Origin of the sequence: Mycobacterium basiliense, assembly GCF_900292015.1 — a bacterium.
Classification (GTDB): domain Bacteria; phylum Actinomycetota; class Actinomycetes; order Mycobacteriales; family Mycobacteriaceae; genus Mycobacterium; species Mycobacterium basiliense.
On the sequence record NZ_LR130759.1, the window covers coordinates 1,063,026 to 1,082,858 of the forward strand.

The 19,833-nt window shown below is 65.7% G+C and carries 19 protein-coding genes and 1 pseudogene; 15 read left to right on the top strand and 5 right to left on the bottom strand.

The window, feature by feature from the left end; genetic code table 11:
* Nucleotides 1–4: 4 nt before the first annotated feature.
* From MB901379_RS04730 to MB901379_RS04740, 3 genes and pseudogenes are all read right to left on the bottom strand, one after another.
* Nucleotides 5–1,044 (bottom strand): annotated as a pseudogene (locus tag MB901379_RS04730) (LLM class F420-dependent oxidoreductase).
* 19 nt (nucleotides 1,045–1,063) lie between these two features.
* Nucleotides 1,064–1,903 carry a dienelactone hydrolase family protein gene (locus MB901379_RS04735; RefSeq protein ID WP_158015585.1) on the bottom strand — a complete coding sequence of 280 codons (840 nt, stop codon included), beginning with the start codon at nucleotides 1,901–1,903 and terminating at the stop codon, nucleotides 1,064–1,066.
* 9 nt (nucleotides 1,904–1,912) lie between these two features.
* The gene (locus tag MB901379_RS04740) at nucleotides 1,913–2,317 is read right to left on the bottom strand and encodes a DUF2510 domain-containing protein (RefSeq protein WP_232021989.1); all 405 of its coding nucleotides are present in this window, start codon (nucleotides 2,315–2,317) and stop codon (nucleotides 1,913–1,915) included.
* An 86-nt stretch (nucleotides 2,318–2,403) separates the two neighbouring features.
* Between MB901379_RS04740 and glmS the strand changes: the two genes are divergently transcribed.
* The 14 genes from glmS to groL all read left to right on the top strand — a co-directional run bounded on the left by glmS (nucleotide 2,404) and on the right by groL (nucleotide 17,414).
* Nucleotides 2,404–4,281 (top strand): glutamine--fructose-6-phosphate transaminase (isomerizing), encoded by a 1,878-nt coding sequence (glmS, locus tag MB901379_RS04745; protein WP_158015586.1) that lies wholly within the window; start codon nucleotides 2,404–2,406, stop codon nucleotides 4,279–4,281.
* A 102-nt stretch (nucleotides 4,282–4,383) separates the two neighbouring features.
* Nucleotides 4,384–5,220, top strand: a complete 837-nt coding sequence (locus MB901379_RS04750) for a DUF4436 domain-containing protein (protein WP_158015587.1) — start codon at nucleotides 4,384–4,386, stop codon at nucleotides 5,218–5,220.
* A 132-nt stretch (nucleotides 5,221–5,352) separates the two neighbouring features.
* The gene (locus tag MB901379_RS04755) at nucleotides 5,353–6,195 is read left to right on the top strand and encodes a DUF4436 domain-containing protein (RefSeq protein ID WP_158018943.1); all 843 of its coding nucleotides are present in this window, start codon (nucleotides 5,353–5,355) and stop codon (nucleotides 6,193–6,195) included.
* Between the two features lie 51 nt (nucleotides 6,196–6,246).
* Nucleotides 6,247–6,960, top strand: a complete 714-nt coding sequence (locus MB901379_RS04760) for a rhomboid-like protein (protein WP_158015588.1) — start codon at nucleotides 6,247–6,249, stop codon at nucleotides 6,958–6,960.
* Between the two features lie 31 nt (nucleotides 6,961–6,991).
* A complete protein-coding gene (locus tag MB901379_RS04765) occupies nucleotides 6,992–8,413 on the top strand; it encodes an NAD(P)H-hydrate dehydratase (RefSeq protein WP_158015589.1) in 1,422 nt (473 codons plus the stop codon).
* Between the two features lie 45 nt (nucleotides 8,414–8,458).
* The gene (locus MB901379_RS04770; protein ID WP_158015590.1) at nucleotides 8,459–9,844 is read left to right on the top strand and encodes a glutamate decarboxylase; all 1,386 of its coding nucleotides are present in this window, start codon (nucleotides 8,459–8,461) and stop codon (nucleotides 9,842–9,844) included.
* A gap of 330 nt (nucleotides 9,845–10,174) precedes the next feature.
* Nucleotides 10,175–11,350 carry an alanine racemase gene (gene alr / locus MB901379_RS04775; RefSeq protein WP_158015591.1) on the top strand — a complete coding sequence of 392 codons (1,176 nt, stop codon included), beginning with the start codon at nucleotides 10,175–10,177 and terminating at the stop codon, nucleotides 11,348–11,350.
* 49 nt (nucleotides 11,351–11,399) lie between these two features.
* Complete coding sequence (locus MB901379_RS04780) at nucleotides 11,400–12,464, top strand: alpha/beta fold hydrolase (RefSeq protein ID WP_158018944.1); 1,065 nt, start codon at nucleotides 11,400–11,402, stop codon at nucleotides 12,462–12,464.
* A complete protein-coding gene (gene tsaE / locus MB901379_RS04785) occupies nucleotides 12,457–12,939 on the top strand; it encodes a tRNA (adenosine(37)-N6)-threonylcarbamoyltransferase complex ATPase subunit type 1 TsaE (protein ID WP_158015592.1) in 483 nt (160 codons plus the stop codon). The genes MB901379_RS04780 and tsaE overlap by 8 nt, the downstream gene beginning before the upstream one ends.
* Nucleotides 12,936–13,562 carry a tRNA (adenosine(37)-N6)-threonylcarbamoyltransferase complex dimerization subunit type 1 TsaB gene (gene tsaB / locus MB901379_RS04790; RefSeq protein ID WP_158015593.1) on the top strand — a complete coding sequence of 209 codons (627 nt, stop codon included), beginning with the start codon at nucleotides 12,936–12,938 and terminating at the stop codon, nucleotides 13,560–13,562. The genes tsaE and tsaB overlap by 4 nt, the downstream gene beginning before the upstream one ends.
* The gene (rimI, locus tag MB901379_RS04795; protein ID WP_158015594.1) at nucleotides 13,559–14,035 is read left to right on the top strand and encodes a ribosomal protein S18-alanine N-acetyltransferase; all 477 of its coding nucleotides are present in this window, start codon (nucleotides 13,559–13,561) and stop codon (nucleotides 14,033–14,035) included. The genes tsaB and rimI overlap by 4 nt, the downstream gene beginning before the upstream one ends.
* Nucleotides 14,036–15,079 carry a tRNA (adenosine(37)-N6)-threonylcarbamoyltransferase complex transferase subunit TsaD gene (gene tsaD, locus MB901379_RS04800; protein WP_158015595.1) on the top strand — a complete coding sequence of 348 codons (1,044 nt, stop codon included), beginning with the start codon at nucleotides 14,036–14,038 and terminating at the stop codon, nucleotides 15,077–15,079. It begins immediately after the preceding gene.
* 263 nt (nucleotides 15,080–15,342) lie between these two features.
* Complete coding sequence (gene groES, locus MB901379_RS04805; protein ID WP_011739140.1) at nucleotides 15,343–15,645, top strand: co-chaperone GroES; 303 nt, start codon at nucleotides 15,343–15,345, stop codon at nucleotides 15,643–15,645.
* A gap of 149 nt (nucleotides 15,646–15,794) precedes the next feature.
* Nucleotides 15,795–17,414 (top strand): chaperonin GroEL, encoded by a 1,620-nt coding sequence (gene groL, locus MB901379_RS04810; protein ID WP_158015596.1) that lies wholly within the window; start codon nucleotides 15,795–15,797, stop codon nucleotides 17,412–17,414.
* 141 nt (nucleotides 17,415–17,555) lie between these two features.
* On the opposite strand, the gene MB901379_RS04815 is transcribed toward groL, so the two are convergent.
* Entirely contained in the window at nucleotides 17,556–17,957 is a 402-nt protein-coding gene (locus tag MB901379_RS04815; RefSeq protein ID WP_158015597.1) for a hydrogenase, read from the bottom strand.
* A gap of 240 nt (nucleotides 17,958–18,197) precedes the next feature.
* On the opposite strand from MB901379_RS04815, the gene MB901379_RS04820 reads away from it, so the two are divergent.
* Nucleotides 18,198–19,409 carry an Rv1453 family transcriptional regulator gene (locus MB901379_RS04820; protein ID WP_158018945.1) on the top strand — a complete coding sequence of 404 codons (1,212 nt, stop codon included), beginning with the start codon at nucleotides 18,198–18,200 and terminating at the stop codon, nucleotides 19,407–19,409.
* Between the two features lie 7 nt (nucleotides 19,410–19,416).
* Here the strand turns inward: MB901379_RS04820 and MB901379_RS24390 are convergent, their stop codons facing one another.
* Entirely contained in the window at nucleotides 19,417–19,812 is a 396-nt protein-coding gene (locus MB901379_RS24390; RefSeq protein WP_232021990.1) for a hypothetical protein, read from the bottom strand.
* Nucleotides 19,813–19,833: the final 21 nt, after the last annotated feature.

The following is a 19,833-nucleotide window of genomic DNA, read 5'->3' on the forward strand; positions in this document are numbered from 1 at the left end:
CGAGTCACGAAGGCCGCAGCTGCAGCAGCACTTCGACATAGCGCACCGCCTCACCCGAATCTGCGGTCAGCGGCCTGGCCAATAGCGTGGTTACCCCGGCGTCGGCGTAGGCGGCAAGTCGTTCGGCGATGAAACCTCAAGGACCAACCAGTGAGATCGCGCGCCAACTCTTCGGGAACCGCGTCGATCGCCGCCTGTTTGCGGCCCGCCAAGTAGAGCTCCTGAATCCGGTTTGCGGCGTCGCCATATCCGTGTCGGGAAGCAAGGTTGTGGTAGAAGTTTTGGCCTCTGGCACCCATTCCGCCGATGTATAGCGCCAGTTGCGGTTTCGCCCAGCTCAGCCGGTCATCGACGTTTTCGCCAATGGTCAGCGAGGTACCTACCATCACATCCAGCGGACCCATTGCGGGATCCCGTTTGGCTGCGCCTGCCGCCAGCGCCTCGCCCCAGATCGATCCGGCTTTCTCCGGATAGAAAAAAGCCGGTTGCCAGCCATCGGCGATCTCGGCGGTAAGCTCGACGTTCTTTGGCCCCAAAGCCGCGATCGATATCGGAATACGTTCGCGCACAGGGTGATTGATGATTTCAACGCTTTGCCCAATCCCGTTCCGCGACCGGTGGGCAGCGGGATGTGGTAGTGATTTCCGCGGTAGTGCAGCCTTTCCCGGCGCCACACCTGTCGGCAGATTTGCACGACTTCCCGGGCGCGGCCGATCGGGGCGTCGAATTCGACACCATCAAATCCCTCGATCACCTGCGGCCCGGAGGTACCGACTCCGAGGTTGAACCGGCCATTCGACACGAAATCTAGCCCCGCAGCGCTCATCGCCAGCAGCGACGGCGTGCGCACGTAGATCGGCACCACCCCGGAAGCCAACTGGACGCGCGTTGTCTTGGCAGCCAGTACCCGAGCCTGCTGATGGCGTCGAAGGCATACGCCTCGGCCACCATGGCGAGTTCGACACCGGACTTCTCGAGTTCGACGATGCGTTCCACGGCTTCGTGAAAACCGCCCGAGTAGTCCAGGGCAATGCCAACCCGCATCCTCGACATCTACCACCCGCTACTTCAACAGCGCGACGATCTTTTCCTCGGGGGTAACCGGTGGGGCTTGTGGGTCCACCGCGTTGGTCTTGGGCAAATGCACGTCGGGATCGGCGAACTCGCGATAGGTCTTGTCGCCACCGAGGGTGTACAGCAGGTACCCGGTCAACAACGCGCGAACGTTGCGTTGGGTCTTGCGGTCCGCCCCGGCCAGCCCCACCGCCTTTGTCAGTCGCCTGCCCTCGACCAGGCCGCCGGGCTTGGCTTTGCTGACGATACGCAGCGTGGCCGTATCCCAGGCCCGAGACAACTCGAGGGCGGTCGAGGTCAACGTCGTGGTATCTCCGGGCGCGCTCACGATCAGGCCGGGAACCCGCAGGCCCGCGGCGGGCTGCATCGGCGGGGGAGCGGTCACCGTCGGGAACATCGCGACCACAGCGGCCGGCTTGTTGGGCATGCCGGCCGCCGCAAATACCGCGGCCGATCCGCCGAAACCATGTCCCACCAGCCCCAGCTTGGCGGGGTGCACACTGATATCGCCCGGCCCCAGACGCACGCCCGCCACGATGTCGAGGGCGGTGCCCAGATCGAACGCCAGGTTCAGCACGGAAGGCGCCAGCCCCCGTTGGGTATCGGGGGCTCCGGACACGATGCCCCACGAGGCCAGATGCTCGAGCAGGCCCGAATAGCGTGCGACGCCGGTCAGCCAATCGTGACCGAAGGCGACGCCGGGCAGGTTCAGACCGGCCTCAGGGGCATACACGACTCCGGTTAACCCGGCAAAGGCCAGGTCACCACGCAAAACGCGATGAGGACCACGGCGGCGCAGGGCGGCGAACAGCTTGCGGGTGCGGGCCACCCGTCGACGTTAGCGGTGACTCGGGGGATGGGTCCAGTGCGTCCACGCGACGCCGTCCCAATAGCGTTGTCCGGACCCGGCCGGGTCGCGGTACCAGCCCGCCGGAGTAGACGCCATCGGCGGCTGGGCGGGGGTGGGAGCCGGCCGGGCGAGCTGGCGAGCCGCGGGAACCTCAGCGGCGGTACGTAGTCGCCGAATAGCATTGAAGTTGGAAATCAGGGCAACCCAATTGAACGCCAGGAGCGAGGTCAGGCTCCACCATCCGCCGAGCAGGTTGTGCCGTTGTGCACTGCGATACGCCGCCTCACAGTCCTGCAGCGTTCCGGTGACCGTATAGGTCTGCTGCTGCCACAACAGCACTATCCCGGTATGCCTGATCAATTTGAGGTAGAACCGGTCCCCGGAGTTCTGCAACAGAGTGGGCCTTTCGCGCAGTTAAACAGGTCAACGATAGCGCCGGTCCGGGTGCCCGGCCGCCGGCTGCACTACCCTGGTCTGCTATGTGCGGAATTGTCGGCTACGTGGGGCAGCGTCTTGCCTGCGAAGTCGTGCTGGGCGCGCTGCGCAGGATGGAATACCGCGGCTACGACTCTTCGGGGATCGCCTTGGTCGACGGTGATGGCAAGCTCACCGTGCGTCGCCGGGCCGGTCGGCTGAGCAACCTGGAGTCGGCGGTGGCCGAAATGTCGCCGGAGTCCCTGTCCGGCACCACCGGCCTGGGGCATACGCGCTGGGCCACTCATGGCCGTCCCACCGATCGCAACGCACACCCGCATCGTGACGCCGCCGGCAAGATCGCCGTGGTGCACAACGGCATCATCGAAAATTTCGCCAGCCTGCGCCAGGAGCTGGAGTTGGCCGGCGTGGAGTTTGCCAGCGACACCGATACCGAGGTCGCGGTGCACCTGGCGGCGCAGGCATATCGCCATGGCGACACGGCCGGGGATTTCGTTGCTTCGGTGCTATCCGTACTGCGCCGGTTGGAAGGTCACTTCACCCTCGTGTTCGCCAGTGCTGATGATCCCGGCACCATCGTGGCGGCGCGCCGCTCGACGCCATTGGTGCTCGGTATTGGCGAGGGGGAGATGTTCATCGGCTCCGATGTGGCCGCGTTCATTCCGCACACTCGACACGCCGTCGAACTCGGCCAGGATCAAGCGGTGGTCATCACGGCGGACGGCTACCGGATCTTCGGCTTCGACGGCAAGGACGACTTGCAGCCCGGACACGATTACCGGGAGTTTCACATCGACTGGGACCTCGCCGCCGCCGAAAAGGGGGGCTACGAGTACTTCATGCTCAAGGAGATCGCCGAACAGCCGGTCGCGGTCGCCGACACGCTGCTGGGGCATTTCGTGGGCAACCGGATAGTGCTCGACGAACAACGGTTGTCGGATCAGGAACTGCGCGAGATCGACAAGGTGTTCGTGGTCGCCTGCGGTACCGCGTACCACTCGGGTCTGCTCGCCAAGTACGCGATCGAGCATTGGACCCGATTGCCGGTCGAGGTGGAGCTCGCCAGCGAATTCCGGTACCGCGACCCCGTCCTGGACCGCAGCACCCTGGTGGTGGCCATCTCGCAATCCGGTGAGACCGCCGACACCTTGGAGGCGGTCCGCCACGCCAAGGAGCAGAAGGCCAAGGTGCTGGCCATCTGCAACACCAACGGATCTCAGATTCCGCGTGAGTGCGATGCGGTGCTGTATACGCGCGCCGGGCCGGAAATCGGCGTGGCCTCCACAAAAACCTTCCTGGCGCAGGTAGCGGCCAATTACCTGCTGGGCCTGGCCCTGGCGCAGGCCCGCGGCACCAAGTACCCCGATGAGGTGGAGCGCGAGTACCGCGAGTTGGAGGCGATGCCGGATCTGGTGGCCCGAGTCATTTCTGCGATCAAGCCCGTGGCCGACCTGGCCTACCGGTTCGCGCAGTCGTCAACCGTGCTCTTCTTGGGACGTCATGTCGGCTACCCGGTTGCGCTTGAGGGCGCGCTCAAACTCAAAGAGTTGGCCTACATGCACGCCGAGGGATTCGCGGCCGGTGAACTCAAGCACGGGCCGATCGCTCTGATCGAAGACGAACTGCCGGTCATCGTCATCATGCCCTCGCCCAAGGGCTCGGCCACCTTGCACGCAAAGCTGCTGTCCAACATCCGCGAGATCCAGACCCGTGGCGCGGTCACGATTGTCATCGCCGAGGAGGGCGATGACACCGTGCGCCCCTACGCGGATCACCTGATAGAAATCCCCGCGGTATCAACACTTTTGCAGCCGCTGCTGTCAACCATCCCGCTTCAGGTGTTCGCCGCCGCGGTCGCTCAGGCTCGCGGCTACGACGTCGACAAGCCGCGCAACCTGGCTAAGTCCGTCACCGTCGAATAGGCCGGCCGATTGGGGTGTATGGCCCGCCTCATCCGTTGATTTCAGCTACATTGCCCGGTAGTGGCTGGGGGCAGCCGTGTTTCCGATGGTTGGGGGGCAAGCATGCCGAAGCCGGTGGTGAAAGTCGGCATTGCGGTTTTCATCGTATTTTTCGCGGTGGCATACGTCGCTTCGGTTGTGCTGTATGCGCACAGCGGTGCCGCCCACTCGCAGAGTGAAGGCCCGACTGAGGGCGACACGACGACGGTCACGATGAACGTCGAAGAAATTCAGACGAACTACACCGTGCTCGTCGCCAACCTGACCGTCATACCCGCAACGGCGTTGCTGGATCCGCGAGACCATCACCTCAACGAAGACGTGACTCTCCGCGTCAGATCTGTAGCGACCCCAATCCGCCGGACGTGGACCAAGGGGATGCTTCCGGGTACCTTCCCGGTACCGCTGACCCTGGCAGGTCAGATCAATCGTTGGCCCTTTGATCATTACCGTTCGGGGCCGATTGAGGTGGAACTGTTCCACGGCGCAGAAACCGCACCCGAACGTGTGCCGGTGACGTTCGTCAACCATCTGTCTGGTTGGGATGTCGACGTCAGCGGGTCCAACGGGCACGGTGGATACCGAGTGAAATTGGAGCGGTCGTCAAGCTCGGCGGCCTTCGGGATTGTCATCCTCGGCGTACTGGTCGCCATTGCCGCCCTGGGCGTTTTCGTTGCGGTCCAGACGGTGCGTGATCGACGAAAGTTTCAGCCGCCGATGACGACGTGGTACGCGGCGATGCTCTTTGCGGTGGTACCTCTGCGGAACGCACTTCCCGGCGCGCCGCCCTTCGGTGGCTGGATCGATATCACCATCGTCGTCTGGGTGATCGTGGTGTTGGTGATCTCGATGATGCTCTACATCTCCTGCTGGTGGCGGCATCTCTCACCTGAGGGGTGAGGCAGCGCTCGGGGCGAGCGTGGTTGGTGTTGCGGTACACGGCTTTTGCTCGCATATTGTGCCTCCGACGGGTTCTTTCGACCGTACAATCACGGTGGGCTGAAATCGTGCCCGGGCAACCAGGGAGGAATTCTGAAATTCGGTATCGCTGGCCTGGCGCTGTTCATCGCGGTCTATGCCGGCTCGACCGTGGTGTATGGCAGCGCCGGTAGGGGCCCGCATAACGTGACTGAGGGCCGGCCAACGGCGGACGGCACAACGGTGGCCATCAATCTAGAAGACGTGCAACAGAGCAACACCGTGCTGCTCACCAATCTCGCCTTGTCGCCTGGGCCGCAGCTGGTGGACCCGGCCACCCATGGTCTGACCGAAGACCTCAGTGTGGTGGTCACTTCGGCGGTGACGCCCACCAAGCGCACCTGGTCGAAAGGCATGCTGCCGGGTACGTTTCCCGTGCCACTGATGCTGGCCGGCAATGTCGCTGACTGGCCACTCGACCACTACCGTTCGGGGCCGATCACCGTCGAAATCTTCCGCGGCGATGCTCGAATACCCGAACGCGCGACGGTGACCTTTGCCGACCATCTTCCCGGCTGGCAGGTCGATATTCCGGTTGCCAGCGGCGCCGAGGGCGTGGCGCCCTACCACGTGCAGTTGCGGCGCTCGCCAGGCACCGCGGCGTTCGCCCTTGTCATCGTCGGCGTTTTGGTCGCCCTTGCCGGAATGGGGCTCTTCGTTGCGGTTGAGACAGCCCGGGACCGTCGAAAGTTTCAGCCGCCGATGACGACGTGGTACGCGGCGATGCTCTTTGCGGTGGTACCGCTGCGAAACGCGCTGCCTAACGCGCCACCATTCGGTGCCTGGATCGATATCAGGGTCGTGCTTTGGGTGATCGTGGTGTTGGTGATCTCAATGATGCTCTACGTCTCTTGCTGGTGGCGGCACACGAGACCCGACCCGGACGAAGCGACCTGAGAGGCACACCGAACCTGTACGGCACCCGTCTCGCGTGCAAAGGTTGACGTCGTGGCGGATGCATCGGCATTGACGCGACTGCGAAGCATGGGCCTCGCGGTGTGGCATTTCGTTACCAGCGCGCCGCTGACATACACCTGGCTGCTTGCATTGACTATCACGACCATCATTCAGAACAGCCTCACCGGTCGCCAACTGCACATGGTGCTGCTGCACCGGTCCACCAATATCATGCATCTGGGTCGGGATCCGCTGGAAGTACTGTTTTCCAGCCTGCTGTGGATCGACGGCCGGAACCTGGAACCGTACCTGTTGCTGTTTACCCTGTTTCTTGCGCCGGCCGAGCGGTGGCTTGGCCAGTTGCGTTGGCTCACTGTGGGATTGACAGCGCACATCGGTGCCACCTACCTCAGTGAGGGCATGCTCTACTTCGCTATTCAAACGCGCGATGCGGCCGAAAGAATGGTCCAGTCCCGCGACATCGGGGTTAGCTATTTCCTGGTCGGCGTGATGGGTGTGCTGACCTACCACATCGCCAAGCCGTGGCGGTGGGGCTATCTGGGCGCGCTACTGGTTATCTTTGGATTCCCGCTGATCACCATGGACAAGACCGAGCTCGACTTCACCGCGATCGGTCATTTCACGGCGATCCTCATTGGCCTTGCCTTCTATCGGATGGCCAAGGAACGCGCGCGCCCGGTCTGGAATCCGGCCAAGGTCAAGGAGATTTTCCGCAAGCGGCGATCCCGGGAGGCACCGGCCTGAACCGGCGGTGAACATGGAATGCTGACAACTGATGCGGCATTACTACTCTGCAGACGAGATCCGCGACGCCGAAGCGCCGCTGTTGTCGAGTCTGCCTGACGGTGCACTGATGAGGCGGGCGGCGTTCGGGCTGGCCACCGCAATCATCGGGGAGTTGCAGGCACGCACCGGTGCAGTGGCCGGACGCCGGGTGTGCGCGGTCGTCGGATCGGGCGACAACGGTGGTGACGCGCTGTGGGCGGCGACCTTTCTGCGTCGCCGCGGCGTGGCCGCGGACGCGGTGCTGCTCAACCCCGAGCGAACCCACCCTAAGGCGCTCGCGGCGTTCGTCAGTGCCGGTGGACGTGTCATCGAGAGCGTGTCACCCACAACCGATTTCGTCATCGACGGGGTGGTGGGTATCTCCGGCTCGGGGCCGCTGCGACCGGCCGCCGCCGAGGTGTTCGACGCCGTGAATGCCGCCGGGATACCGGTGGTCGCGGTGGATATCCCCAGCGGCGTCGACGTGGCGACCGGGGCGATCACCGGCCCCGCGGTGCACGCCGCGGTGACGGTCACCTTCGGCGGGCTCAAACCCGTACACGGGTTGGCTGACTGCGGGCGGGTCGTGCTGGTTGACATCGGTCTCGACCTGCCCGATACAGACACGCTGGGCATCGACGCGGCCGATGCCGCGGCGCGCTGGCCGATGCCTGGACCCGACGACGACAAGTACACCCAGGGCGTCACCGGCGTGCTGGCTGGGTCGTCAATCTATCCCGGTGCGGCAGTGCTTTGCACGGGTGCCGCGGTCGCGGCGACGTCCGGCATGGTCCGCTATGCGGGCAGCGCGCACGCCGAAGTGCTGTCGAGCTGGCCCGAGGTGATCGCGTCGCCCACCGCGGCGGCGGCCGGCCGGGTACAGGCCTGGGTGGTTGGGCCGGGACTGGGCACCGACGACACGGGAGCCGCCGCCTTGTGGTTTGCGCTGGAAACCGATCTTCCGGTACTCGTCGACGCCGATGGGTTGACGATGCTGGCGGCGCACCCCGAGCTGGTGGTCAATCGCGACGCGCCGACGGTGTTGACACCGCACGCGGGTGAATTCGCCCGGCTGGGGGGTTCTGGCCCGGGGGACGACCGCGTCGGTGCCTGCCGAAAGCTCGCCGATGCGTTCGGCGCCACCGTGCTGCTCAAGGGCCATGTCACCGTGATCGCCGACCCGGAAGGCAAGGTCTATCTGAGCCCGGCCGGGCAGTCATGGGCGGCGACCGCCGGATCCGGCGACGTGCTGTCCGGGATGATCGGGGCGCTGCTGGCGGCCGGGCTTCCGGCCGCCGAGGCGGCCGCGGTCGCCGCGTTTGTCCATGCTCGAGCGGCCGCAATGGCGGCCGCCGATCCTGGCCCTGGCGGCGTGCCGACGTCCGCGTCACGAATCCTGCACCACATCCGGGCCGCCATAGCTGCTCTATAGAACACAGCGCAGCCGAAATCCTGTCAGCCAACGAAAGGATCCGCAGTGTCCCGCAGCCACCCGTCCGTGCCCGCGCACTCGATCGCTCCGGCTTACACCGGCCGAATGTTCACCGCTCCGATACCGGCGCTGCGGCTGCCCGAGGAGTCGATGGATCCCGAGGCCGCTTACCGCTTCATCCACGACGAGCTGATGCTCGACGGTAGTTCCCGGCTGAATCTGGCGACCTTCGTCACCACCTGGATGGATCCCCAGGCCGGCAGGTTGATGGCCGAAACGTTCGACAAGAACATGATTGACAAGGACGAGTACCCCGCGACCGCGGCCATCGAGAACCGTTGTGTGGCCATGGTCGCCGACCTGTTCCACGCCGAGGGGCTGCGGGACGACGATCCATCCAGTGCTACCGGGGTGTCCACGATCGGCTCCAGCGAGGCGGTCATGCTGGGCGGCCTGGCCCTGAAGTGGCGTTGGCGGCAGCAGGTTGGAAAAGACTGGCAAGGTCGCACACCGAACCTGGTGATGGGGTCCAACGTCCAGGTCGTCTGGGAGAAGTTCTGCCGCTATTTCGACGTCGAACCCCGCTACCTGCCGATGGAGAAGGGCCGCTACGTCATCACACCCGAACAGGTTGTCGACGCCGTCGATGAGAACACCATCGGAGTGGTGGCGATCCTGGGCACCACCTACACCGGTGAATTGGAACCGGTCGCCGAGATCTGTGCGGCGTTGGACAAATTGGCGGCAACAGGCGGTGTTGACATTCCCGTGCACGTCGATGCCGCCAGCGGAGGCTTTGTGGTGCCCTTCCTGCACCCGGATCTCAAATGGGATTTCCGGTTGCCGCGGGTGGTGTCGATCAACGTCAGCGGCCACAAATACGGGTTGACCTATCCCGGCGTCGGGTTCGTTGTGTGGCGCGGCCCCGAATATTTGCCCGAGGACCTGGTCTTCCGGGTCAACTACCTGGGCGGCGACATGCCGACGTTCACGTTGAACTTCTCTCGCCCGGGCAACCAGGTGGTCGGCCAGTACTATAACTTCCTGCGGCTGGGCCGGGAAGGGTATATCAAGGTCATGCAGGCGCTATCGGAGACCGCACGGTGGTTGGGTGAGCAGCTACGCAAAGTCGACCATTGCGAACTGATCTCGGATGGTTCGGCGATTCCGGTGATCGCCTTCCAACTGGCCGGCGACCGTGGCTATACCGAGTTCGACGTCTCCCACGAGCTGAGAACCTTCGGTTGGCAGGTGCCGGCCTACACCATGCCGGATAGCGCCACCGACGTTTCGGTCCTGCGCATTGTGGTCCGCGAAGGACTGTCCGCCGACCTGGCCAGGGCGCTGCACGACGATGTCGTCACCACCTTGGCCACGCTGGATAAGCTCAAGCCCGGTGGGCACTACGGCGGACAGCACTTCGCGCACTAGCCTCACCGGTGTTGTCTTGTCGCTTCCGTCACATCAGCCACTGCCGGCGGGGGTGATCGTTGTGCCCGCCTCTGCGCGACAGATCACCAAACGCGGTCGGGTCCGCACCGGAAATTTCGGGCGGCACTAGCGATTTGTCGCTCGAAGGCGGGCAAATTGTCACTGCCCTCCGTCCGAGACTGTTGTGACTGATGGGATCTGATTGGATCAATGCAGCGCCGCCCGGGGACGGTCCGTGAACCGATAAGCAGCGTTGCCTAACCCTTCTGGACCCTTCTGGGAGAATGGCTACGGCTTACTGGCACACACACGAGCAGGAGCGCTACTTCGTTGGCTGTTACGCCCATAACCTCGATATCCCGGGCGCCGGGCGTGGTGGCCGAGGCTGTGGTTGACCTGGGCGCGATCGAGCACAACGTCCAGCTGCTGCGCGAGCGGGCGGGAAATGCACAGGTAATGGCTGTGGTCAAGGCGGACGGCTACGGTCACGGCGCGACCATGGTCGCCCGCACGGCGTTGGCTGCGGGTGCGGTCGAACTCGGCGTCGCCACCGTCGATGAGGCCCTGGCGTTGCGCGCCGACGGCATCACCGCGCCGGTGCTGGCCTGGCTGCATGGGCCGCGGGTCGATTTCGGGCCAGCGCTGGAAGCCGACGTGCAAATCGCGCTGTCGTCGTTGCGTCAGCTCGACGAATTGCTCGACGCGGTGCGCCGGACCGGCCGAACCGCGACGGTGACCATCAAGGTCGACACCGGATTGCACCGCAACGGAGTTGCGCCCGAGTCGTACCCGGAGATGTTGTCGCGGCTGCGCCAGGCTCTGGCCGAAGATGCGATCCGGCTGCGGGGGCTGATGTCGCACATGGTGCACGCGGACGCGCCGGACCAGCCGATCAATGACGTCCAGGCTCACAAGTTCACAGACATGCTGGCCTATGCACGTGACCAGGGAGTGCGGTTCGAGGTGGCGCATCTGTCGAACTCGTCGGCAACCATGGCCCGTCCCGATCTGACCCTGGACCTGGTCCGGCCGGGCATCGCCATGTACGGACTGAGTCCAGTACCCAAGCTGGGTGACATGGGCTTGGTGCCGGCAATGACAGTGAAATCTGCTGTTGCGCTGGTGAAGTCGGTTCGCGCCGGGGAGGGTGTGTCATATGGGCACGTCTGGATCGCACCCCGCGACACGAATGTGGCGTTGCTGCCGATCGGCTACGCCGACGGGGTGTTCCGGTCGCTGGGCGGGCGGCTGGATGTGCTGATCAACGGCCGGCGCCGCCCAGGAGTGGGACGGATCTGCATGGACCAATTCGTCGTCGACCTAGGCCCCGGACCGATCGATGTCGCCGAGGGTGACGAGGCGATCTTGTTCGGACCCGGTACCCGTGGGGAGCCCACCGCCCAGGACTGGGCCGACCTGATCGGCACCATCCACTACGAGGTGGTCACCAGCCCGCGCGGGCGGATCATCAGGACCTATCGCGAGGCGAAAACCGTTGATTCCTAATGACATCCGCAACAGCAGGGGCAAGGCCTGGCTTGCGGGAGGCGCCGGGCTGACCGCGGTCGCCACCATCGTCGGCGCCTCCGCCCGCCGGTCGATCGTCGAACGCGGCACCGTCTTCGAAGATCCCTACGCGGGCGAGGATTTCGAACGGTTGGACAGCGATCGCAGCCTAGTGATCACCACCCCCGACGGCGTGCCGCTGGCGGTGCGAGAAGCCGGCCCGGTGGACGCGCCGGTGACTATCGTTTTCGCCCATGGCTTTTGCTTGCACATGGGCGCCTTTCACTTTCAACGAATGCGGCTAGGCGAACAGTGGGGGGCCCAGGTGCGGATGGTCTTCTACGACCAGCGCGGACACGGCCAGTCCGGTGAAGCATCGCCCGAGACGTACACCCTGACCCAACTCGGCCAGGATTTGGAAACGGTGCTGGAGGCGACCGCGCCGCGCGGTCCGGTCCTGCTGGTTGGTCATTCGATGGGCGGAATGACCGTGCTGTCGCATGCCAGGCAGTTCCCTCAGCGCTACGGACGCCGGATCGTGGGCGCCGCGCTGATCTCCTCGGCCGCCGAAGGCGTGACGCGCTCGCCGCTGGGTGAGTTCCTGAAAAACCCAGCACTGCAAGCCGTCCGATTCACCGCCCGGTCCGCGCCCAAGCTGATGCACCGCGGTCGCAACGTGTCACGGTCGGTGGTCGGACCGATACTGCGCGCGGCTTCCTACAGCGATCTGCAGGTCAGCCGCAGCCTGGACGCCTTCTCCCAGCAGATGATGAACGGAACCCCGATCGCCACCCTGGTGGGCTTCCTGCATGCCCTCGAGGTGCACGACGAAACCGCCGGGCTGTGGACATTGCTGAGGATCCCGACGTTGGTCGCCTGTGGCGACCATGACTTGCTCACCCCCGATGAATACTCGCGAAAGATGGCGAACTCGCTACCCCTGTCGGAACTGGTCATCGTCGCCGGGGCCAGTCATCTGGCGTTGCTGGATAAGCCCGACCCCATCAACGAGGGGCTGGTCCGGCTGGTCAACCGTGCCCTTCCGGGCAAGATGACGCTGCGCTACCGCAGGGTCGGCGAGCGGCTCCGGGAACGGCTACGTCGCCATGGTTGAGCAGCACGGTTCGGGTACGGCAACGCTGGAACGCGTCGAGGACACCGTCGCGCTGGGATCCCGGTTGGGTAAGCAGCTGCGCGCCGGCGACGTGGTGGTGCTCACCGGCCCGCTGGGCGCCGGAAAGACCGTGTTGGCCAAGGGCATTGCAGCGGCCATGGATGTCGATGGCCCGGTCACATCACCCACCTACGTGTTGGCGCGGGTGCATCCACCACGTCGGCGGGATGCTCCGGCAATGGTTCACGTTGACTTTTATCGGCTATTGGACCGGGGCGCCGCCGATCTCCTCGGTGAGCTCGATTCTTTAGACCTCGATACCGAGCTTGATGACTCGGTGGTGGTGGTGGAGTGGGGTGCGGGCCTGGCCGAGCGGCTTTCGCGGCGGCATCTCGACATCCGGCTGGAGCGAGTGAGCCACTCCGACGTTCGGATCGCGACGTGGGAGTGGGCCGATACCGGGGATCTCTCATGAGCCTCGTTCTTGCCATCGACACCGCCACCCCAGCGGTGACGGCGGGGGTGGTGAGGCTGGACGGTGCGCGCCGTGTCTGCCTGGCCGAGCGGGTCACAATCGACGCCCGAGCCCATGCCGAACGGTTGACGCCCAACGTGCTGGCCGCCCTGGGTGATGCGGGGTTGACGTTGACCGACCTGGATGCCGTTGTGGTGGGCTGTGGCCCGGGCCCCTTCACCGGCTTGCGGGCCGGGATGGCGACCGCCGCCGCATACGGCCATGCCCTGGGCCTCCCGGTGCACGGTGTGTGCAGCCTGGACGCCATCGGAGGCCAGACCAGCGGCGAAACACTGGTGGTCACCGACGCCCGACGGCGTGAGGTCTACTGGGCGCGCTACCGCGACGGGATCCGTATCCACGGGCCGGCGGTGAATGCCCCAGTCGACGTCGAGCCGGCGACCGCGCGGGCGGTCGCGGGCTCGCCGGACCACGCGGCGCTGTTTGACTTGCCGCGGTGCGAGCCGGTCTACCCCTCACCGGTCGGCTTGGCGGACGCGGTGAACTGGGCCCAGGACCCGGTGCCGCTGGTGGCGCTCTACCTGCGCAGGCCGGACGCCACACCGTTGGCGGCTCGCGCGTGACGGCCCACACCGAGCCGGTCACCATTGGTGCACTGACCCGCGCGGACGCGCAGCGGTGCGCCGATCTGGAGGCCCAACTTTTCGACGGCGACGACCCGTGGCCGGTGGTCGCGTTCGAGCGGGAGCTGGCCAGCGCGCGCAACCACTACGTGGGTGCCCGCACCGCTGCCTTGCTGGTGGGTTACGCGGGCATTTCGCGGTTGGGGCGTAGCGCGCCGTACGAGTACGAGGTGCACACCATCGGCGTGGACCCGGCCTACCAGGGACGGGGCATCGGCCGTCGGCTGCTTGGTGAGCTGCTGGAGTTCGCCGACGGCGGGGTGGTTTTTCTGGAGGTCCGTACCGACAACGAACCCGCGATCGCCCTCTATCGCAGCGCCGGGTTCGAGCAGGTCGGCTTGCGCCGGCGGTATTACCGCATCAGCGGCGCCGACGCCTACACGATGCGCAGGGATCCAGGGGGTGCACGCTAGATGTCGGGGCAAACCATCTTGGCCATAGAAACCTCGTGTGATGAAACCGGCGTCGGCATTGCGCGTCTTGATGGCACCGGTGTCGGGGCCACCGTGACCTTGTTGGCGGACGAGGTGGCCTCCAGCGTCGACGAGCACGTGCGGTTCGGCGGAGTGGTGCCCGAAATCGCCTCCCGGGCGCACCTGGAAGCGCTTGGTCCGACGATGCGGCGGGCGCTACAGGCCGCCGGGGTGCAACGACCCGATGTCGTCGCAGCCACCATCGGACCGGGCCTAGCGGGCGCGCTGCTGGTGGGAGTGGCCGCAGCCAAGGCGTATTCGGCCGCCTGGTCGGTGCCGTTCTATGCGGTCAACCACCTGGGCGGGCACCTGGCCGCAGATGTCTACGAACATGGGCCACTGCCGGAATGCGTGGCGCTGCTGGTGTCCGGTGGGCACACCCACCTGTTGCACGTGCGGTCGCTCGGTGAACCGATCATCGAGCTGGGCAGCACCGTCGACGACGCCGCCGGTGAGGCTTACGACAAGGTTGCGCGGCTGTTGGGGTTGGGCTATCCGGGCGGCAGGGTACTTGACGAGCTGGCCCGTACCGGGGATCCGGAGGCCGTCGCGTTTCCGCGTGGCATGACCGGACCGAGTGACGACCCGTACGCGTTCAGTTTCTCGGGCCTCAAGACCGCCGTGGCGAGGTTTGTGGAGGCCAACCCGGATGCGCTGACCGCTGATGTTGCCGCCGGATTCCAGGAAGCCGTCGCCGACGTATTGACGATGAAGGCGGTCCGCGCGGCCAGCACGCTCGGCATCTCGACCCTGCTGATCGCCGGCGGGGTGGCCGCGAATTCGAGGCTGCGCGAGCTGGCTGCCCAACGCTGCGCTGCGGCGGGGCTGACGCTGCGGGTCCCCAGGCCCCGGTTGTGTACCGACAATGGCGCGATGATCGCCGCGTTCGCCGCCCACCTGGTGGCTGGCGGTGCGCCGCCGTCGCCGCTGGATGCGGCCACCGATCCGGGCCTCCCCGTGCTAACCGGGCAGGTAAAGGGCTAGGTTGGCGGAGTTTCGCCCACGGCGGACACGCCAACAACCAGGAAGCACCGGGGCGCCCTTGAGTGCTAGCACTCGCATGTATAGAGTGCTAGGTGGCAATCGGACGGCCCCTGTGTCGGCACCCGCGACGACGGCGCGAGGGCACCGAAGAATGCCGAATCACCTGGTAATTCGGACGGTTCGGGGTATGCCCCGGACCGGCCGCCAACTCCGGTCCGGGCGACGAGTCCCGGATCCGATCAAATTATTGGAGGGCTCCAATCGTGGCGAAGGTGAACATCAAGCCACTCGAGGACAAGATTCTCGTGCAGGCCAACGAGGCCGAGACCACGACCGCGTCCGGTCTGGTCATTCCTGACACCGCCAAGGAGAAGCCCCAGGAGGGCACCGTCGTCGCAGTCGGCCCCGGCCGGTGGGACGAAGACGGCGAGAAGCGGATCCCGCTGGACGTGGCAGAGGGTGACACCGTCATCTACAGCAAGTACGGCGGCACCGAGATCAAGTACGGCGGCGAGGAATACCTGATCCTGTCGGCACGCGACGTGCTGGCTGTCGTTTCCAAGTAACCCGTGTTCCGCCCCGGCGATCCCCGTGTACAACCGCGGGTGATTTCCGGGGCGGCATGCGTTAGCGGACTAGCTGGCGGTAGTGAAATTTCCCGGCTCCACCGCAGGTCGTTGCTGGCCTGCATCGTCGCCGGGCGGAAAGGAGCCTGATGAGCAAGCTGATTGAGTACGACGAAATCGCGCGTCGCGCCATGGAAGCGGGCATGGACAAGCTCGCCGACACGGTACGGGTAACGCTGGGGCCGCGCGGTCGACACGTGGTCTTGGCCAAGTCCTTCGGCGGGCCCACCATCACCAACGACGGTGTCACGGTGGCGCGCGAGATTGACCTGGAAGACCCGTTTGAGAACCTGGGCGCCCAGCTGGTGAAGTCGGTGGCCACCAAGACCAACGACGTCGCCGGTGACGGCACCACGACCGCGACCGTGCTGGCTCAGGCGCTCGTCAAAGCCGGCCTGCGGCTGGTCGCCGCCGGGGTCAACCCGATCGCGCTCGGCTCGGGGATCGGCAAGGCGGCCGACGCGGTGTCCGAGGCGTTGCTGGCCTCGGCCACACCGGTGTCCGGCAAGGAAGCCATCGCGCAGGTAGCGACGGTCTCGTCACGTGACGCGCAGATCGGCGAACTGGTGGGCGAGGCGATGAGCAAGGTCGGCCACGACGGCGTGGTCAGCGTGGAAGAGTCCTCGACGCTGGGCACCGAGCTGGAGTTCACCGAGGGGGTGGGTTTTGACAAGGGATTCCTGTCGGCCTACTTCGTGACCGATTTCGACTCCCAGCAGGCCGTGCTAGAAGACCCGCTGATCCTGTTGCAGCAGGACAAGATCAGCTCGCTGCCCGACCTGCTGCCCCTGCTGGAGAAGGTTGCCGAATCGGGCAAACCGTTGATGATCATCGCCGAGGATGTCGAGGGCGAAGCGTTGGCCACCTTGGTCGTCAACTCGATTCGTAAGACACTGAAGGCAGTCGCGGTCAAATCGCCGTACTTCGGCGACCGGCGCAAGGCATTCCTGCAAGACTTGGCCGCGGTGACGGGTGCCGAGGTGGTTAATCCCGACGCCGGCCTGGTGCTACGTGAGGTGGGCATCGAGGTGATGGGCTCGGCCCGTCGCGTCGTGGTCAGCAAGGACGACACCATCATCGTCGACGGCGGTGGCGCCGCCGACGCCGTGGCGGCACGGGTCAACCTGCTGCGTTCCGAGATCGACAGAAGCGACTCGGAATGGGACCGCGAGAAACTGGGTGAGCGGTTGGCCAAGCTGGCCGGCGGGGTGGCCGTCATCAAGGTCGGCGCCGCCACCGAGACCGAGCTCAAGGAACGCAAGGAAAGCGTCGAGGACGCGGTCGCGGCCGCCAAGGCCGCCGTCGAGGAGGGCATCGTCGCCGGTGGCGGATCCGCCCTGATCCAGGCCCGCAAGGCGCTGCAGGACCTGCGTGCGTCGGTGTCCGGTGATGAGGCGATTGGCGTGGACGTGTTCTCCGAGGCGCTCACTGCGCCGTTGTACTGGATCGCCAGCAACGCCGGGCTGGATGGATCGGTCGTGGTGAGCAAGGTTAGCGAGCTGCCCGCCGGACACGGGCTGAACGCGGCCACCCTGTCCTATGGCGACTTGGCCGCCGAGGGCATCGTTGATCCCGTCAAGGTGACCCGGTCGGCGGTGCTCAACGCGTCATCGGTGGCGCGGATGGTGCTCACCACCGAGACGGCGGTGGTGGACAAACCCGCCGAGGCTGAGGACGACGGCCACGGTCATCACGGCCACGCGCACTGAGTTCGCCACGTAAGAAGACACCCCCGGGCCTGCGTCCGGGGGTGTCTTCTTAGCTGAGGGTGGTTGGCCGTTGTCGTGGTGTACATGTCGTGGGTGGTGGCGATCGAAACCGCCGAGTGCGGCCGGGTGCTCAGTCGCGCGTCACAGTCCGGCGATGACGATACCGACGCCGACGACGATTGCCAGCGAAAGAGATAACAACAGAAAGCTGACAATGCGCTCCCGTGTTGCGGTGGCGCTGTGGTTGCCCGCCGCGATCGGCGCGAGTTTGCGGCCCGCGCCCCATGCCGCCGCAAGCAAGGTCGCCAGCCAGTTCGCGTAGGCGCCGTACACGATGAGCACCACCGCGGTCGCCCCAAGCGCATTGGGCAAATGAATGTGCGGCCAGAGCAGTCCGAGCAGCACCAGGAACATCCCGTTGAGCACCGCCTCGAGATGACTCGCTAGCGCCATACGTGGGTTCTTGAGTGCCGGAATGGCGAACCCGGTCAGTAAGCCCAGCAGGAACAGCATCAACCCAAGTGTGTACAAGACCGTCTGCATGTCAGCACAGTATCGGCGCCCTGCCGTAGGCTCGCTCCTCGAGACATAGACAACGCACGTTCGGCACGGCGTGTCGCGTGCCTGGTTTCCGTGTCGCGGTGGCTGGTTGGCGACGAGTGGACCTCGCGTCCGGCGGTGGCGTCGATCGCAGGCCCGCCGGGTGTGCTCATCAGGAGTTAAAACCGTCTAATGGGAGTGGTCGATGGTGCAAAAGTGTGCACCACGCTTTACCGTGGGTGGGTGATGTGGGAAAGCCCGTCGCCGCGGGTGTGTGAACTGATCAGTCAGGGCGCCAAGATCATCCTCGACGAACCGTGCAACTGGCTTGAGGAATACGACCGAGCGACCATGGCGGCCAACCCGTCCATTGCCGACGATCCCGTCCTGGCGGAGGCCACTCGGCGTAGCACCCGCTCGAGCCTGATGCACTGGGCGGCGGCCAACGTGAGTAGGCCGGGGGCCCCGGTGCCGGCCAACCTTGGCCCCGAACCGCTCAGCATCGCCCGCGACATGGTGCGCCGCGGTCTGGAGCCGTTCACCTTTCTCATCGCGCAGACAGTGAGCTGGCGGTTGTGGATGGAGGTTGCGTTCGGACTCACCTCCGACCCCGACGAGCTGCGCGAGCTGCTCGCGGTGACCTACCGGTCAATCAGCGAGTTCATCGACGCCACGGCTGGCGGTATCGCCGCCCGAATGCAGCGCGAGCGTGACGAGTTGGCCCGCGGCACCCACGCCGAACGCCGCGAAGTGACCGCGCTGATTCTCGACGGTGCCCCGATTAGCCGCCAGCGCGCCGAAATGCGATTGGGCTACGCCCTCAACCGCGCGCACACCGGCGCCGTCATCTGGAGCGACGAACCCGACGGTGACCTAAACGAGCTGGACCGAGTCGCCGACGCCTTCGGCCACGCCGCCGGATTTGCCCGGCCACTGACCGTGATCGCCAGCGCGGCCACCCGTTGGGTCTGGGTGGCCGACGCCGCCGTCGATGTCGAGCAGGTGCACCGGGCGGTCCAAGACATTCCCGGAGTACGAATCGCGATCGGTACCGCCGGAAAAGGAATCGAGGGTTTCCGGCGCAGTCACCTGGAGGCGCTCACCACACAGCGCATGGTGGCCGGGCTGCATTCTCGCCAGCGGGTCGCGCTATTCGCGGATGTCCAGCTGATCACCCTGATCGCCCAAAATCCAGAAGCCGTAGACGATTTCATCACCAACACACTCGGGGATTTCGAGTCGGCCAGCCCCGAGCTGCAACGCACGGTGCTCACGTTCGTCAACGAACAATGCAGCATCGGGCGCACCACAAAAGTCCTCTACACGCATCGCAACACCTTGCTGCGCCGACTTGACCGCGCCCAGCAGCTGCTGCCTCGACCGTTGGACCACAGCAGCGTGCGTGTGGCCGTCGCGCTCGAAGCCCTGCAGTGGCGCGGCAAGCCGGCCGGCTAGCCGACTTCTAGCGGTGCCCCATGGCGCCGTGTCCGGCGGTGGGACTGGGTCCGGACATTGTGCCGGGCCACCCTGGTGTTCCCGGCGCTCCTACTTGCGGCCCGTAGGGGCCATAGGGTTCGCCGGGCGCCGGAGGTCCGCCCGGTCCGCCCGGGCCGCCCCAGCCGCCGGGGCCATACACACCGCCCGGTGTGCCGGGTGCCGGGGGGCCCGCGGACGGCAGGGTCGACGGGCCCGGATTCAGTGCGCATCGCTGTAAGGTGTCGTTCCACCACCAGCCGGGAGGGCATTGGTTGATGTCGGCCCGACCAATCGCTGGTGTGCCCAGTCCGATCACCGGCAATGATGCCAGTGCAAAACCGAGCGCGCCGATCGCGGCGCAACGGCGGAGCGAAGTGCTCATGGCAGACCTTGTTCGGTCTTT

Bases quoted from the DNA above. Each gene is read 5' to 3' on its own strand.
- tsaD (WP_158015595.1), top strand. From the start codon at position 14,036: ATGTCGGGGCAAACCATCTTGGCCATAGAAACCTCGTGTGATGAAACC.
- glmS (WP_158015586.1), top strand. From the start codon at position 2,404: ATGTGCGGAATTGTCGGCTACGTGGGGCAGCGTCTTGCCTGCGAAGTC.
- MB901379_RS04765 (WP_158015589.1), top strand. From the start codon at position 6,992: ATGCGGCATTACTACTCTGCAGACGAGATCCGCGACGCCGAAGCGCCG.
- MB901379_RS04750 (WP_158015587.1), top strand. From the start codon at position 4,384: ATGCCGAAGCCGGTGGTGAAAGTCGGCATTGCGGTTTTCATCGTATTT.
- tsaB (WP_158015593.1), top strand. From the start codon at position 12,936: ATGAGCCTCGTTCTTGCCATCGACACCGCCACCCCAGCGGTGACGGCG.
- MB901379_RS24390 (WP_232021990.1), bottom strand. From the start codon at position 19,812: ATGAGCACTTCGCTCCGCCGTTGCGCCGCGATCGGCGCGCTCGGTTTT.
- MB901379_RS04815 (WP_158015597.1), bottom strand. From the start codon at position 17,957: ATGCAGACGGTCTTGTACACACTTGGGTTGATGCTGTTCCTGCTGGGC.
- tsaE (WP_158015592.1), top strand. From the start codon at position 12,457: ATGGTTGAGCAGCACGGTTCGGGTACGGCAACGCTGGAACGCGTCGAG.
- groL (WP_158015596.1), top strand. From the start codon at position 15,795: ATGAGCAAGCTGATTGAGTACGACGAAATCGCGCGTCGCGCCATGGAA.